The sequence below is a fragment of the Streptomyces sp. LE64 genome, assembly GCF_052606915.1.
The window spans coordinates 3,684,948-3,699,245 of sequence record NZ_CP199708.1; the positions used below are offsets into that span (position 1 = coordinate 3,684,948).

Annotated in this window: 13 protein-coding genes; 8 read left to right on the forward strand and 5 right to left on the reverse strand. The window is 71.4% G+C overall.

Features of this window, described 5'->3' with window-relative positions:
* Positions 1 to 28: 28 nt before the first annotated feature.
* A complete protein-coding gene (locus tag ACSMX9_RS16785; RefSeq protein ID WP_445394914.1) occupies positions 29 to 2,149 on the reverse strand; it encodes a HelD family protein in 2,121 nt (706 codons plus the stop codon).
* Between the two features lie 207 nt (positions 2,150 to 2,356).
* Here ACSMX9_RS16785 and ACSMX9_RS16790 point away from each other — a divergent pair, with 207 nt between their 5' ends.
* The 7 genes from ACSMX9_RS16790 to ACSMX9_RS16820 all read left to right on the forward strand — a co-directional run bounded on the left by ACSMX9_RS16790 (position 2,357) and on the right by ACSMX9_RS16820 (position 8,427).
* Complete coding sequence (locus tag ACSMX9_RS16790; protein WP_445394915.1) at positions 2,357 to 2,863, forward strand: SRPBCC family protein; 507 nt, start codon at positions 2,357 to 2,359, stop codon at positions 2,861 to 2,863.
* Between the two features lie 243 nt (positions 2,864 to 3,106).
* Positions 3,107 to 4,000: a glycosyltransferase family 2 protein gene (locus tag ACSMX9_RS16795; RefSeq protein ID WP_445394916.1), complete on the forward strand. Its 894-nt coding sequence runs from the start codon at positions 3,107 to 3,109 to the stop codon at positions 3,998 to 4,000.
* A 54-nt stretch (positions 4,001 to 4,054) separates the two neighbouring features.
* Positions 4,055 to 4,531, forward strand: a complete 477-nt coding sequence (locus ACSMX9_RS16800; RefSeq protein WP_445394917.1) for an RpiB/LacA/LacB family sugar-phosphate isomerase — start codon at positions 4,055 to 4,057, stop codon at positions 4,529 to 4,531.
* Positions 4,532 to 4,568: 37 nt separating this feature from the next.
* Complete coding sequence (locus ACSMX9_RS16805) at positions 4,569 to 5,099, forward strand: DegT/DnrJ/EryC1/StrS family aminotransferase (RefSeq protein WP_445394918.1); 531 nt, start codon at positions 4,569 to 4,571, stop codon at positions 5,097 to 5,099.
* 49 nt (positions 5,100 to 5,148) lie between these two features.
* A complete protein-coding gene (locus ACSMX9_RS16810; protein ID WP_445394919.1) occupies positions 5,149 to 5,769 on the forward strand; it encodes a DegT/DnrJ/EryC1/StrS family aminotransferase in 621 nt (206 codons plus the stop codon).
* A gap of 64 nt (positions 5,770 to 5,833) precedes the next feature.
* Complete coding sequence (locus tag ACSMX9_RS16815; RefSeq protein ID WP_445394920.1) at positions 5,834 to 7,639, forward strand: B12-binding domain-containing radical SAM protein; 1,806 nt, start codon at positions 5,834 to 5,836, stop codon at positions 7,637 to 7,639.
* On the forward strand, positions 7,636 to 8,427 hold the full coding sequence (locus ACSMX9_RS16820) for a nucleoside phosphorylase (protein ID WP_445394921.1): 792 nt from the start codon (positions 7,636 to 7,638) through the stop codon (positions 8,425 to 8,427). The genes ACSMX9_RS16815 and ACSMX9_RS16820 overlap by 4 nt, the downstream gene beginning before the upstream one ends.
* Before the next feature lie 102 nt (positions 8,428 to 8,529).
* Here ACSMX9_RS16820 and ACSMX9_RS16825 read toward each other — a convergent pair whose 3' ends face one another.
* Entirely contained in the window at positions 8,530 to 9,048 is a 519-nt protein-coding gene (locus ACSMX9_RS16825) for a hypothetical protein (protein WP_445394922.1), read from the reverse strand.
* A gap of 191 nt (positions 9,049 to 9,239) precedes the next feature.
* Between ACSMX9_RS16825 and ACSMX9_RS16830 the strand changes: the two genes are divergently transcribed.
* Positions 9,240 to 9,431: a hypothetical protein gene (locus ACSMX9_RS16830; protein WP_445394923.1), complete on the forward strand. Its 192-nt coding sequence runs from the start codon at positions 9,240 to 9,242 to the stop codon at positions 9,429 to 9,431.
* A 66-nt stretch (positions 9,432 to 9,497) separates the two neighbouring features.
* Here the strand turns inward: ACSMX9_RS16830 and ACSMX9_RS16835 are convergent, their stop codons facing one another.
* The 3 genes from ACSMX9_RS16835 to ACSMX9_RS16845 all read right to left on the reverse strand — a co-directional run bounded on the left by ACSMX9_RS16835 (position 9,498) and on the right by ACSMX9_RS16845 (position 14,136).
* A complete protein-coding gene (locus tag ACSMX9_RS16835; protein WP_445394924.1) occupies positions 9,498 to 9,764 on the reverse strand; it encodes a hypothetical protein in 267 nt (88 codons plus the stop codon).
* A 9-nt stretch (positions 9,765 to 9,773) separates the two neighbouring features.
* Positions 9,774 to 11,423, reverse strand: a complete 1,650-nt coding sequence (locus tag ACSMX9_RS16840; RefSeq protein WP_445394925.1) for a DNA repair helicase XPB — start codon at positions 11,421 to 11,423, stop codon at positions 9,774 to 9,776.
* A 184-nt stretch (positions 11,424 to 11,607) separates the two neighbouring features.
* Complete coding sequence (locus ACSMX9_RS16845) at positions 11,608 to 14,136, reverse strand: helicase-associated domain-containing protein (protein WP_445394926.1); 2,529 nt, start codon at positions 14,134 to 14,136, stop codon at positions 11,608 to 11,610.
* Positions 14,137 to 14,298 lie beyond the last annotated feature (162 nt).

Below are 14,298 nucleotides of genomic sequence, written 5' to 3' on the forward strand. Positions count from 1 at the left end.
GCCCACCCGCCGCCCGTCCCGCCCCGGATCAGCCGTCCAGGGCGGGCGGCAGCGGCTCGGCGTGCACCACCACCAGCCCGGACACCGCCCGGGTCAGGGCCACGTACAGCCGCCGCAGCCCGGTCCGCTCGTCCGGCTCGCCCGCGACCACCGCCGCCGGCTCGTCCAGCACCACCCGGTCGTACTCCAGGCCCTTGGCCAGCGAGGCCGGAACCAGGGCGAGCCGCACCTCGGCCCGGGTCTCCTCACCCGGCGCCAGATGGGGCACCCCGGCCGCCGCCAGGGCCGCAGTCCAGTCGGGAACGCGCACGTCCGCCGCGATCAACCCCACCGAACCCTCGCGCCCCAGCGCCTCCGCCACCGCCGACAGCACCGCCGACTCCCGCTCCTCCGGCTCGACCTGACGCACCGTCAGTGAACCCGGGGCTTCCCGCACCGACTCCACCGCGGCCAGCCCCGGCGCGATCCGGGGCAGCAGCCGCGAGGCGTACCCGATCACCTCCCGCGGCACCCGGAACCCGGCCGTCAACTCCTCCACCACCGCATCCGCCTTGCCCAGGTGCCCCAAGGCCGTGGCCCAGTCACGGGTCGCCCACGGGGTGGTGCCCTGCGCCAGATCGCCCAGCACCGTCGCCGACCCCGTCGAACAGCGCCGCCCCACCGCCCGGTACTGCATCGGCGACAGGTCCTGCGCCTCGTCCACCACCACGTGCCCCAGCGACGGGGTGCGCTCCACCAGGTCCCGCGCCTCGTCGATCAGCACCGCGTCCGCCGTCGACCACCTGGCGCTCCGCACCCCGCGTGACGCCCGCTCCCAGAGCACCGCCCGCTGCTCGGCCCCGTCCAACAGCCCCGCCGCGTGCTCCGCCAGGAACTCCGCGTCGGAGAGCAGCCGCCACACCAACGTCGCCGGGTCGACCGGCGGCCACACCCGCTTGACCGCCGCCTTCACCGCCCGGTCCCGGGCCACCGCGTCCTGCACCCGGTCGTCCGGGGCCTCGCCCGCCTGCTCCATCCGCACCAGCACCGCATGCGCGATCCGCTGCGGCAGCGCCTCCCGCGCCGCCCCGTACCGCAACCCCCGCCCCAGCAACTCCTCGACCATCTCCGCGAGTTCGTACGCCGGCACCCGCCAGCGCCGGGAACCGCGCACCACCACCACCGGCTCCTCGACCACGGTCACCTGCGCGTACAACGCCCGCCGCAACACCTCGGCCATCCGTGCGTCGCCCTTCACCACCGCGGCCCGCGCGCCGTCCACGGCGCGCACCTCCACGTGCCCGACCAACTCCTCCAAGGTGGCCTGCCGCACCTGCACCTCGCCCAGCGCGGGCAGCACCTGCTCGATGTACCGCAGGAACGACCGGTTCGGCCCGATCACCAGGGTCCCGGTGCGGGCCAGCCGCTCCCGGTGCGCGTACAACAGGTACGCCACCCGGTGCAGCCCCACCGCCGTCTTCCCGGTGCCCGGCCCGCCCTGCACGCACACCGTGCCGGTCAGCCCGCCGCGCACGATCTCGTCCTGCTCCGGCTGGATCGTCGCCACGATGTCCCGCATCGGCCCCACCCGGGGCCGTTCGATCTCCCGTTGCAGCAGCGCGCTGGCGCCCGGCCCCCCTTCGGCCCCGGGGCCCACCGGATCCGACAGCCGCTCGTCCTCGTACGCGGTCAGCTCCCCGCCCGTGTAGCCGAACCTGCGGCGCAGCCCCACGTCCAACGGCTCCGCCCGGGAGGCCCGGTAGAACGCCTGCGAGACGGGCGCACGCCAGTCGATCACCATCGGATCGCCCGCCGCGTCGTGCACGTGCCGGCGCCCGATGTAGAACCGCTCGCCCGCCGCCTCCGCTGCCGGTTGCGGGCCCGGAGCGGTCAGGAAGTCGACGCGCCCGAAGAACAAGGGCGTGTGCGCGTGGTCGGCCAGCGCCTCGATCCGCAACTCGATCTGGTGTTCCAACGCCTCCCGGTTGACCCAGTTCGCCGTCACGTCCCGGATGTCGAGGGACTCCACCTCGTCCCGCATCACCCGCAGCGCCGCCCGGGAAGCGGCGAGGTGCGCCCGCTCCCGCACCAGCGGATCACCGTCCGGGGCGGCAGCGGGCGGGGGAGCGGGGACGGCGTCGGCAACGGGATCGTGGTGCGTGCGGGGCACGGGTGCGGGCCTTCCGGACGGGTGCGGGCAGGACGATCGGGCCGTCCGGTTCCGACCGGGCGGCGGCACTCCGTGCGGGAGGCGGGCAAGGGCGGAGAGCTTAGGCGAGACGGGCACTCCCGCGCCAACGGGTTTCCGTCCCCGGCCGTCACCGATGGCTTACCCTTCGCGCATGGACGAGGTGCCCACACGCACGGAGGACGCCGCATGACACCGCAGCTCACGGGCCGGCTCCTGGCCACGGGCGAGGGCACCGACCTGGTCCTCGCCCGCGGTTTCGACGCCCCCGTCGCCGACGTCTGGGCGAGCCTGACCGAGCCCGAGCGCACCGCGCTCTGGTTCGGCCCCTGGGAGGGCCGCGCCGCCCCCGGCCGCACGGTACGGGTCCGGATGGCCTTCGAGGAGGGCGAGCCCCGGTCCAGCGTCCGCATCGAGACCTGCGAGCCGCCCCGCCGGCTGGTCGTGACCACCCAGGACGCCTTCGGCTCCTGGCACCTGGAGGCCCGGCTCACCGAGACCCCGGGCCCGCACACCGAGTTCACGCTCGTCCACCACCTCGCCGGCACCGAGGGCCTGGGCGAGATCGGCCCCGGCTGGGAGTGCTACCTCGACCGCCTCGTCCACGCCCGCGAGGGCGGCGAGCCCCCGCGCTTCGGCGACTACTACCCGGCGCTGAAGGAGCCCTACGAGAGGCTGCGGGCCGTCCCGGGCTGAGGGGCGCGGAAACACGCGGGCGGGAGACCAGAGGCGGACACCTGCCCGTGTCCGGAACCGTTCACACCGGGTTGGTGAACAGGCCACTGAGCGGGTACACAGAGTTCTTGCCGAAGTGTCACGGGCGCTACGCTGGGCTGCACCGATCAGGCCCGTCCTTCGGACCACCCTCACATCCCTCCCGATTCCGTGTGTGCCCAGCCGTAGGCGGGCGTCAGTCCAGTAGGAGAAAGACAGGTCACGGTGAGCAGGGAAGAGTTCGCTGCGAAACGCACAGTCGATGTCGTCGTCCTCACCATGAATGACCGGGATCAGGAGTTCCGTGCGGCGATGGCTTCGGTCGTCGCCCAGCAGGGAGTCGATCTACGCCTGGTCATCGTCGGGAACGGCGTAGAGCCGGACTACGTCCCTGAGGGCGCGATGAGCGTGGCACTCGAAGTCAACGAGGGCATTCCCGAAGGGCGCAACGTCGGGGCCGAGGCGCTGGCGACGGGAGGCGCCGAGTTCGTGCTTTTTTTCGACAACGACGCCGTGCTCCCCGACCCGCACACCCTCACGCGACTGATCGCCCAGTTCGACCGGCGTGCGGACCTCGCGTACGTACAACCGAGGATCGCCGACCCCGTGACCGGCGAGACCCTGGGACGGTGGGTTCCCCGGCTCCGGCCCGGTGACGCCCGACGTTCGGGTGTCGTCACCCTCATGGCAGAGGGAGTCGTGCTCGTGAGACGGACGGATTTCGATGCAGCGGGTGGCTGGCCCGGGCACTTCTTCCTCTTCCACGAGGGAGTGGACCTCTCATGGCGGTTGTGGGACCTCGGACGGGTCGGCTGGTACGCCGGTGACGTCGAGGTGCACCATCCCGCGACCAACCCGGCCCGACATGGTCCCTTCTACCGGATGGTCGCGCGCAACCGCGTCTGGGTCGCTCGTCGACGCCTTCCCGCACCGCTGATTCCCGTCTACCTGTTCGCCTGGGCGGTGATCAGCGCATGGCGGTTCCGTGCCTCCGGGAATCTGACCACAGTGTTCAAGGGGTTCGCCGAGGGACTGCGCGGAGGTCACGGAGAACGCCGGCCGATGTCCTGGCGGACGGTGTGGCGACTGACCAGGGCCGGTCGTCCGCCGATCATCTGATCTTCACCCCCTTTCGGCTCGGGCCCAGAACTCACGACTCTGGAGGTCGCGTTCATGCCCGCGGGACTACGCGTAGCCATCGGCTCCGATCGGGCCGGCGCTGCCTACCATCCGACTCTCGCTGATCAACTGCGACGCCACCCCAGGGTCCGGCAGATCGTCGGCATCGGTACCGCCGACTTTCCGCGCGCCTATCCCGAGGTCGGCTTTGCTGCCGCGCAACTCATCGACGCGGGCCTTGTCGACAGGGCCTTGCTGATGTGCCACACCGGTTTGGGCATGGCGATCACCGCCAACAAGGTTTTCGGCGTCCGTGCGGTCACCGCCCATGACCCGCTCAGCGTGGAACACGCCGTCACCCACAACAACGCCCAGGTCCTGTGCCTGGGCGTTGGCGTCATAGGAGCGGCTCTCGCCCGTCAGCTCACCGAGGAGTGGCTCACCCACACCTACGACCCGGCTTGCCGCGCCGCTGCGAAGCTCTCGTTGATCGCCGAGTTCGAGCACCGTCGCCAGCCTGATTCCGGCTGATCACCCCCGTCCAAACTGCGCGCTCGGGAGGATCCGTATGCCCACTGACGCCACCACTGTGCCCCGTAGCCAGACACCACGGCGCTGGCCTGACGAACCGGCTCAGGGAGGGCGGTACACCGAAGCCGAAGAGGCCGCCGTTCGGGAAGCGATGGCTGACTCCCAGCCGTGGCGGATTGGGTGGCGCGGAAAGGACTGCATTGCTGCTTTCGAAAATGCATTCCATGACAAAGCTGGTGCTCGATATGCGGTGGCCTTCAACGGTGGTGGAACCGCGCTGGAGATGGTTCTGAAGTGCCTGGACTTCCAGCCTGGAGACGAGGTGATCAGCTGCGCGCTGAACTTCGTTGGCACCCACCTGCCGGTCATCCACCAAGGCGGGAACCTTGTCTTCGCCGAGCCTGATCCGTTGACCCTGAACCTCGACCCCGTGGACGTCGAGCACCGACTCACCAGTCGTACCCGTGCCATCCTCGTTACCCATTGGAACGGGCTTGCAGCGGACTTGCGTCCCTTCCTCGCCATGGCCGAACGGCACCCCAACCGCACCATGGTCCCCCGGCGGTGATCGTAGAGCCGCGCGTGCCTGCGGAGGCACCACACCGTCCGGGCTTCCGGTGGGAGCCGAGGGGTGGGCGACGATCTTCAGTTTCGAGGCCAAGAAGTTGATGACGACGTTCGGGCAGGGAGGCATGGTCACCACCGACGACCCCGCCCTCGCCGACAGACTAAGGAGGCTGCGCACCTACGGACTGAGTCAGGAGTGGGGAACGAACCAGCAACTCACCAAGATCCAGGCAGCGGTCGGACTCGCTCAACTCGGTCGCTTGGACGAGATGAACGCAGCCCGTGTTGCCCGCGCCCACCAGCGCACCCGACTCCTGGAGGGCATCGGGCACCTCACTCTGCCCCCGTTCCTCCACGGTGGCCAGCACGTGTACTACCGCTACAACCTTCTCGTGCCCGGGAGTTGGGCGGGAGAAGGTCGGGATGCGCTCATGGAACTGCTCGCGGATGACTACGGGCTCGGCAGCATCATCAATGACCCACCCACCTACGCCAGTCACGACTACATCCGCACTCACGCCGACGGCCAGACCTGTCCCCGAGCTGCGTGGCTCGCAGCCCGTCTCCTCTGTCCTTGCTTGCATCCACTCATCACTGAGGACGAAGAGCGCGAGATCTGTGCCGCCATTCGGGAGGCCACCGCGCGCGTCGCCCGGAGCTTCGAGGTCTGACGCTTTCCGTATCCCCGTACGTCTGTTGGCGTTCGTCTCCATTTCGTCGACGAAGGAATTCGACATGTTCCAGATCGCTCAGGAGATCGCCTCCATCCAGGCCCGCGAGACGCTGCTCGGCCCCCCGTACCCCACGAGGCACGCGGAGGACGACCTGAGGGTGGTTTTCATGTTCCCCTACGGGCACGGATATTCCCTGATGTGCAACGGGCCGATGGCTCTGTACGACCTCATCAACCGTGACCTCACCTTGCCTGCCTATGCGGAACGGGCCGTGCAATACGACTGCCTGACTCAATACGGCAATCGCCTGGTCACTCCTGGTGATGAGCCGTACCGGAGCATCGAGTCCGCCGTGCCGATCCATGAGGCGGATATCCTCGGGCTGTCAGTGACCAATGCCGGCGACCTGCATTCGGTCTTCCGTCTCCTGGACCTCGCAGGAGTCCCACGTCGTGCTGTTGACCGCGTACCCGGTGTTCACCCCCTCGTCGTCGGGGGGCAGGGTGGCCTGGCCAACCCCGAAGTCCTGGCTGACTACTTGGACGTCATTGCCCTCGGCGAGGCCGAGAAGTCCCTGCCCGAACTTTTGCGAACGGTGCACGCCCATCGGCGCTCTCCCGATGGCTACACCTCGCTCCACGAGCAACTCGCTCGAATCCCTGGCCTGTACGTACCAGCCATGTACGAGTGTGACTTGGTCGCGGGAGGAGGGGTGAGCGCAGTGAGGCCCAGGACACCCAAAGTGCCCGCCCGGGTACGCGCTCAATGGCTTGCGTTGACCGAGTTGCACGATGCGCACTTCGTGCATCCGATCACGGACGGTACGGCTTCCGGATTAGTTCCACTGATCGGATGCCGCCATAAGTGCTCCTTCTGCACTTTGCGGACGCCCCCATTCCGGCAGGCGCCACTGAACATGCTTATCTCCCGTATTGACCGCCTTGAAGAGCTCGGTGTTCCCACCATCATCATCAGCGCCCCCACATTCACCCAGTATCAACACCGTGCCGAACTCCTTGCGCGAATTCGCGCCTACCGGGAGGAGGCTGGGGCGCGGGGTGTCAAGGTAAGCACGATCATCGGATCGGTCCGCGCTGACGAGATGACTCCCGACTACCTACGTGATGTCAACGAACTCGGCGATTTCGGACACTTGTTCACCGAATTGAGTCTTGCGCAGGCTCGCGGCATCATCACCGTGGCCCCGGAGTTCGCCGATGCCGATCTGATCGCCGTGTACGGAAAAACCATGACGCCCGAGCGGGTTGACCGTGCCATCGACCGGTGCCGCGAAGTCTCCGACCTCATCAACACGATGATGCTCTACTTCATCATCGGAGCGCCCGGCGAACGCCATGAGGACCGACTCGCGATCGCTGACCGCGCTCGTGAAATCCGCGATCGACTTGGCCGCCCTGACGCCTCGGTCATCATCAAGTTGCATCAGTTCATGCCAGAGCCGGGTACTCCAGCGCAGCGGCTGGCCATGAGCGACCCCGTCCGAGTTGACGGCTACGTCGAGGAAATCACTGCTCGCCTGCGTGACCTCGTCGGCGCGGATGCGTTCAACCAGCACTACCGCGTTCAGTACGGCGAAACCAACCGCCTTTACCTCGAAGCGCTGTGTCTACGTGGAGACCGTCGGGTCGGGCACGTCCTGGAGCAACTCCACCAAAGTGAAGTCGACTTCGCGTCCCTGAATCCTCAGGATCTGATGCGCGCGATGGCGGACCACGGCCTCGATTTCGAACGGCACTTGCGGTACATGGACGATGTCGTGCTTCCTTGGCACATCGTCAACGAAGTTGATCCGGATGAGGAACGACAACTCGCTGAGGCGATCCGGAGGAGGACGACCTCTTCGTGAACGTCTCAAGGCGCGACGTCGTGCTGCCGGCCGGGAAGCACCGGCTGCCTTCGCTGACCCATCCCTTCGAGCATGCGTCCTACGTCCGCGCTCGACGACCTGAGGCGGACCTCACCCGCGCTGCGGGCGTCGTCCTGCTGTACCAGTCGTCGATCGCGAAGATCGCAGCGCGCCGCTGCGGTACCCGACCACTGGACCGTTGGGTGTCCGCCGATCTTCATCTGGCGGTCGACAACGTCGTGTTCTGCTCCGGATTCGGGCGTGGCGCACCAGCTGCCGGCCTCATAGTCGAACAGCTCGTCGCTCTCGGTGCCCGTGCTGTGATCACGATCGGCACCGCCGCTGCCCTGGTCAAAGACTTGGTTCCGGGCAACCTGGTGATCTGTAGTGAGGCCCTACGTGGTGAAGGGCTTTCCCACCACTACCTGGCACCCGACCGTTACAGCGCTCCCGACACAGGGTTGACGGCGCTCCTGACCCACGAGGTTGGAGGTCTTGGATCCACCGTACGTTCGGGACGTGCTTGGACCACCGACGCTCTGTACCGGGAGAGCGCGGCCGAGGTGAAAGCGTACGCTGCCGAAGGCGCGGTGTGCGTGGAGATGGAAGCCGCTGGGGTGCTTGCTGTCGCTAGCTACCGGCAGGTTCCAGCAGCCTCCGCCTTCGTCATTGCGGACTCGCTCGTCCAGCGAACGCCACGGCGTGAGTCTCCTGAGGTGGTGGAGGGTCTTCGTGTGCTGCTCGATGCAGCCGTCCGCGCCCTCTGCGGACGAGTGGTCGTTCGGTGATCACAACACGGGCGGTGGACGGGAGTCCGTGGCCCGGCCGGCCGTTGCGCACGCCGCGCGCTCCCGCGGCACCGGGCGCTCACCGCACCAGCGGAGCGCCCCTCACCGCACGCCCCCCGCCGGGGTGTCCGCGCTCCAGCCGGCGAGCCGGTCGGCGAGCGGACCGCTGCCGTCGAGGACGTGGCGCACGAACGCCTCGCGTTCGTGCGCCAGCAGCGCGGCCTCCCAGACGCAGGGGCCGAGGCCGGCACGGCCCGGGCGGAGCCGGTCGGGGCGCCCGGGAGGTCCGGTGAAGACGGCCAGGTCGGACATGTGCCCCTCGATCCAGCTGTGGACCAGGACGTAGTCGCCGTCGCCACCGGCGTGCACGATCAGGACCGCGAGCCCGAGCGAGCCGCGGAGGCCGCCCGACCCCAGGTGCCCCGCCGCGACGCGCAGTGCGGCGGCCACGTCCTGCTCCGTCACCGTGCGGCCCGGAGCCCGGAGGACGTAGACCTTCACCAGGTGGCCGCCGACCTCCCGGGTGCCGACGGCCCGTGCCTCGCGCTCGTGGTGCCCCCGTGCCAGGGCCAGCAGTGCTTCCGCGTCCACCGCCGCCGGCAGTGCCTCGTGCTCGCTCATCCCGCCATCATGCGCGGCCGCGGCGCGGCCCCGTTCCGCGGGGGGCCCTCGTCCGAGAGGCTGAGGCCCGTCCCCCCTGAGGCGTAGGGGACGAGCACGGGGTGCCCGTGGCACCTGGGGAGGACCCCGGCGGCCACGGGTTCCGTCCTCGGACAGATGCCCCCGGCGTGCGGGAAACCGACACTGGAGGTATGAGCAGCGCAACCATCACCCCCGGTCCCGTCCCCGTCGACCTCGCCGGTGCCACCGCCGTCACCGGCGAGCACCGCGCCCACCGGGTGGGCGACGCCCTGCGGGTCCTCAAGGTCTTCGTCTCGACGGCGTTCGGCGTCGCCGTGCTCGGCGAGTACGCCCGCGAGGCCGGCGTCCGCACCCGCGGCTGACCCTCCGCCCCCCGGCCCTTCCCGCCCCGACCGCCTGCGACCCCGCACCCGGCCAGGGCGCCCGGCTCACGCGAAGGGGTCGCCGACCGCCCCGCTCAACCGCACCAGCCCCGGCGAACCCCGGTCGTCCGCCACCACCAGGTACACGGTGTACGTCCAGCCGTGCTCGGCCGCCCGCGCCGCGGCCCAGGCCAGGACCTCCTCCACGTCCCGCTCGCCCAGCACCTCGTACTCCTCGGAGGCGCCGGCCGCCCGGTCCCGGAAGTACACGCGGTAGCGGCCGTGGTCCCGCTCCCACTCGACGTCACGGGGGTCGACGCCTCGGATCTCCACGATCGGATCCTAAGCGGGGGACCCCCCGAGCAACTCGTCCGCGTCGACGATCCGGTACGCGTACCCCTGCTCGGCCAGGAACCGCTGGCGGTGCGCGGCGAAGTCCTGGTCGATGGTGTCCCGGGCCACCACCGAGTAGAAGCGGGCCTCGTGCCCGTCCGCCTTCGGCCGCAGCACCCGGCCGAGGCGCTGGGCCTCCTCCTGACGCGACCCGAAGGTGCCCGACACCTGGATGGCGACCGTCGCCTCCGGCAGGTCGATCGAGAAGTTGGCGACCTTCGACACCACCAGCACCGAGATCTCCCCGGCCCGGAACGCGTCGAACAGCTTCTCGCGCTGCGCGTTCGAGGTCTCGCCCTTGATCACGGGCGCGTCGAGGTGCGCCCCCAACTCGTCCAGCTGGTCGATGTACTGGCCGATGACCAAGGTCTGCTCGCCCCGGTGGCGGCGCACCAGCGCCTCGGTGACCCGCCGCTTGGTCGCGGTGGTCGCACAGAACCGGTACTTCTCCTCCGGCTCCGCCGTCGCGTACGCCAGCCGCTCGGCGTCGGTCAGGTTGACCCGCACCTCCACGCAGTCGGCGGGGGCGATGTACCCCTGGGCCTCGATCTCCTTCCAGGGGGCGTCGAAGCGCTTGGGGCCGATCAGCGAGAACACGTCCGACTCGCGGCCGTCCTCGCGGACCAGCGTCGCGGTCAGCCCGAGCCGGCGGCGGGCCTGGAGGTCCGCGGTGAACTTGAACACCGGCGCGGGCAACAGGTGCACCTCGTCGTAGACGACGAGCCCCCAGTCCCGGGAGTCGAAGAGCTCCAGGTGCGGGTAGACGCCCTTCCGCCGGGTGGTCAGCACCTGGTAGGTGGCGATGGTGACCGGCCGGATCTCCTTCTTCGTCCCGCTGTACTCGCCGATCTCGTCCTCGGTGAGCGAGGTCCGGCGCACCAGCTCGTGCTTCCACTGCCGGGCCGAGACGGTGTTGGTGACCAGGATCAACGTGGTGGCCTTCGCCTCCGCCATCGCCCCGGCGCCGACCAGCGTCTTGCCCGCCCCGCAGGGCAGCACCACGACCCCGGAACCGCCGTGCCAGAAGCCGTCCACGGCCTGCCGCTGGTAGGGGCGCAGCGCCCAGCCGTCCTCGGCCAGCTCGATCGGGTGGGCCTCCCCGTCGACGTAGCCGGCGAGGTCCTCGGCCGGCCAGCCGAGCTTCAGCAGCGTCTGCTTGATCTGCCCGCGCTCGGAGGGGTGCACGGCGACGGTGTCCGCGTCGATCCGGGCGCCCACCAGCGGGGTGATCCGCTTGGAGCGCAGCACCTCCTCCAGCACCGGCCGGTCGGTGGTCGTCAGGACCAGCCCGTGCGCCGGGTGCTTGCTGAGGGTGAGCCGCCCGTAACGGTCCATGGTCTCGGCGATGTCCACCAGCAGTGCGTGCGGCACCGGGTACCGGCTGTACTCCACCAGGGCGTCCACCACCTGCTCGGCGTCGTGCCCGGCGGCCCGCGCGTTCCACAGGCCCAGCGGGGTGATGCGGTAGGTGTGGATGTGCTCGGGTGCGCGTTCCAGCTCCGCGAACGGCGCGATCGCCCGACGACAGGCGTCGGCCCGGTCGTGGTCGACCTCCAGGAGGAGGGTCTTGTCCGATTGGACGATGAGTGGTCCGTTCACGTCCGTGCATCCCTTCCGCGCCGGCCAAACCTCCAGTTTGCCGCATGGGCGGGGAAAGCGGGGGCGACGGTGAAGGCGCGCACGGTGACGCGGGAGGAGCGGGACCACGGGGACGCGGGCACGCGTCCGGGTCCGCACCGGAACGAGCCGACGCGGGCGGGGCCGCAGGTGTCGGCGTCCGGGATCACTCCTCCTCCGCCAACTCCGCCACCCCCGTGATCCGGTGCAGCGGATAGGTGCGGACCTCGTCCGCGGTGTGGTCGTAGGCGGTGACGAAGCCGCCCTCGACGCGGACCGGGGCGATCACGCGCTGGCTGGCCGCGCCCTCCGCGCTGACGTAGCCGATCCACAGCGCCTGACCGGTGAGCACCGCCGCTTGGAGCGTGGCCAGGGTCTCCGGCGGGCTGGTGCGCGGGAGCGCGCCGGGCTGCTCCGGGGCGGACTTGTGGGGCGCCGTGGCCGCGTGGTCGCCGGCGCGCACGGCGCGCACCGCCGCGCGCAGCAGCGTGTCGTCCGGGCGGGCCGGGCCCTCCTGGACCGGCTCCGGCGGGGTGCGCGGGCCGGTGCGGTAGGAGTCGGCGCGGGCGATCATCACATCGCCCTCCGGGGTCTCCGCCGCCGGGGCGAAGCCCATCGCGCGCAGCCCTTCCAGCAGGGTCGCCGGGTCGCTCTGCGAGGCCAGCACCGTCGGTGCCAGCCGCCGCAGCCCCAGCCCCTCGGTGCGCCGGTCCGCCAGGATCTCGCTCAGCAGGCCGTCGTCGTCGCACCGCACGTACGCGGCGGCGGCCCCGATCCGGAGCCGGCCGTGCCGGCGGGCCACGTCGTCGATCAGGTACGACAGGGGTTGCGGGACCGGGGTGCGGGAGTGCGCGGCGAGGAAGGCGTGCAGGTCGCTCGCGGTGCGGCCGGCGTCCAGCGCCCGCCGTACCGAGGCCGGCGTGAACCGGTACACGGTGGCCCCGCCCTTGGACTCGACCTCCGCGAGCACCGCGAGAACGTCCGCCAGCGGGCGTTCCAGCGGGCCCGGTGCGACGGCGGTCAGGTCGGCCTGGAGCAGTACGTGGTCCAGCGGGTGCGGGACCAGGGGGGCGAGCCGGGCGACGGCCCGTGCCACCGCCCCGGCGCCGACCCGGCCCGCCCCGTCCGCCGCGGGCCCGTCCGGCGCGCCGAGCAGCTCCCGGCCGTGCGCGGACAGCGCGCCCCGCCCGGTGATCCCGAGGAGTTCCGCCTCGTCCAGCGCCCAGCGCGCGAGCCGGGTGCGCGGGTCGTCCGCCGGAGCCGCACCACCCGCACGCGCCGGCGCGACCGCCCGGGGCGGATGCTCCCAGCGCAACCGGGCCACCACGGCCTCCGGGTCGGGCGCCGACCCCGGCGGCACCTCGGCGAGCAGGGCCAGCACCCGGTGCCGCACCTCCGGCGCCGCGGTCCGGTCCAGCCCGGGCCCCAGCGCCGACAGCGAACGGTCCTTCGCGTCCCGCCCGCCCACCAGCCCCGCCGTACGGGTGGCCGGCAGCCAGGCGGCGGCCAGCACCGCCCAGCGCTCCGCGGCCGGCCGCTGCGCCCACTCGTCGCGGGCCGGGGTCACCGCGTACCGCTCGTCCGCCTCGCCGTCCGAGGCGAGGAGCCCGGCCGCGTACGCCAGTTCCACCCAGAACGCGGCCATCGGCTCGGACACGTCCAGCGCGACCGCCGTGCGCTTCAGGTCGCGCACGCTGAGCCCGCCCGCGCGCAGCACCGCCGGCCCGCCCTCGTCCCAGTCCCGCAGCAGGTCCTCCACGACCGTCACCGCCGTGTACGCCTGCCCGGCCGCCGTCGCGTCCACCACCTGCGGCCGGTGCTCCGCCCGGACCCCGAGCGGCGGCGGCGACGGCTCCGGCCGGCGGTGCACCCGTCCGCCCCGCAGGTGCAGCGCCACCTCACGGGGGAGGACGACCGTGCCCGGCGAGGTCGGCAGCAGCAGCCCCCGGTCCAACAACCAGCGCAGCCGGGCCGCCGGTTCGGCGGTGACCTGCCCGTACGGCGGCCCCCACACCAACCGGTCCAACACCTCCAAGGACTCGGCGGGCGCCTCGGCCAACAACGCGTCCATCCGGGCGCGGTCCCCGAACAGGGCGGCCAACGCGGCCACCGCCGACACCGAGTCGTGGGTGGACGCCAGCCCGGCCGTCGCCACGATCGTCTGCACCCGCCCCGGCGACATGCCCGCCGTCGTCTCCGCGACCGGCGGCCCCAGGCCCGTCGGCGAGGGGTGCTGCGGACCCGGCGCCAGCAGCTCCCGCGCGGTGCGCACCAGCCGCAACCGCGCGTCGTCGCCCCACACCAGCGCCTGGGCACGCAGGGTGGCCAGCGCCCCCGGCAAGGCCCGCTCGATCGCCGCGCCCCCGTCCTCCCCGTCCCGCTCCGCCCGTTCCCCGGCACCGTCAGCACCGTCGGCACCGCGCATCAACCGGAGCAGGTCCCCGTACCCGGTCGGTTCCGGGGCGACGGCCAGCGCCTCGGCGACCTGTTGGGCGAACCGGTCCAAGCGCTCCAGCGCCCGCACCACGCTCGCCCGGGTCGCGGCCCGGGTCGCCAACTGGGTCAGGTCCCCGGGCAGGGGAGTGAGCAGATCGGGCCGGGCCCGCAGCAACTCCGCGAGGAACGCGTCGTCGCGGGCGCGCAGGGCTTCCGCGAGGGACCGGGGCGAGACGCTTCCGGGTGACTTTCCGCTCATCCGGCTCACGGTACTGGGTCCCCGCGGAGCACGAGGGCTCCCGCCCCCGAGCGCGCCGCACCGAGCCCCGGCCCGGACCGGCGGCGCGCGCGGGGGCGCGCCACGACGGCGGGCGACCCGGTACCGTCACGCCGAGGGGTTTTGGCAACCGGCCACCGCGGA

What these genes read in the sequence shown, in the direction of transcription:
- ACSMX9_RS16845 (WP_445394926.1), bottom strand. Translation starts at nt 14,136, where the DNA reads ATGAGCGGAAAGTCACCCGGAAGCGTCTCGCCCCGGTCCCTCGCGGAA.
- ACSMX9_RS16830 (WP_445394923.1), top strand. Translation starts at nt 9,240, where the DNA reads ATGAGCAGCGCAACCATCACCCCCGGTCCCGTCCCCGTCGACCTCGCC.
- ACSMX9_RS16800 (WP_445394917.1), top strand. Translation starts at nt 4,055, where the DNA reads ATGCCCGCGGGACTACGCGTAGCCATCGGCTCCGATCGGGCCGGCGCT.
- ACSMX9_RS16790 (WP_445394915.1), top strand. Translation starts at nt 2,357, where the DNA reads ATGACACCGCAGCTCACGGGCCGGCTCCTGGCCACGGGCGAGGGCACC.
- ACSMX9_RS16825 (WP_445394922.1), bottom strand. Translation starts at nt 9,048, where the DNA reads ATGAGCGAGCACGAGGCACTGCCGGCGGCGGTGGACGCGGAAGCACTG.
- ACSMX9_RS16805 (WP_445394918.1), top strand. Translation starts at nt 4,569, where the DNA reads ATGCCCACTGACGCCACCACTGTGCCCCGTAGCCAGACACCACGGCGC.
- ACSMX9_RS16815 (WP_445394920.1), top strand. Translation starts at nt 5,834, where the DNA reads ATGTTCCAGATCGCTCAGGAGATCGCCTCCATCCAGGCCCGCGAGACG.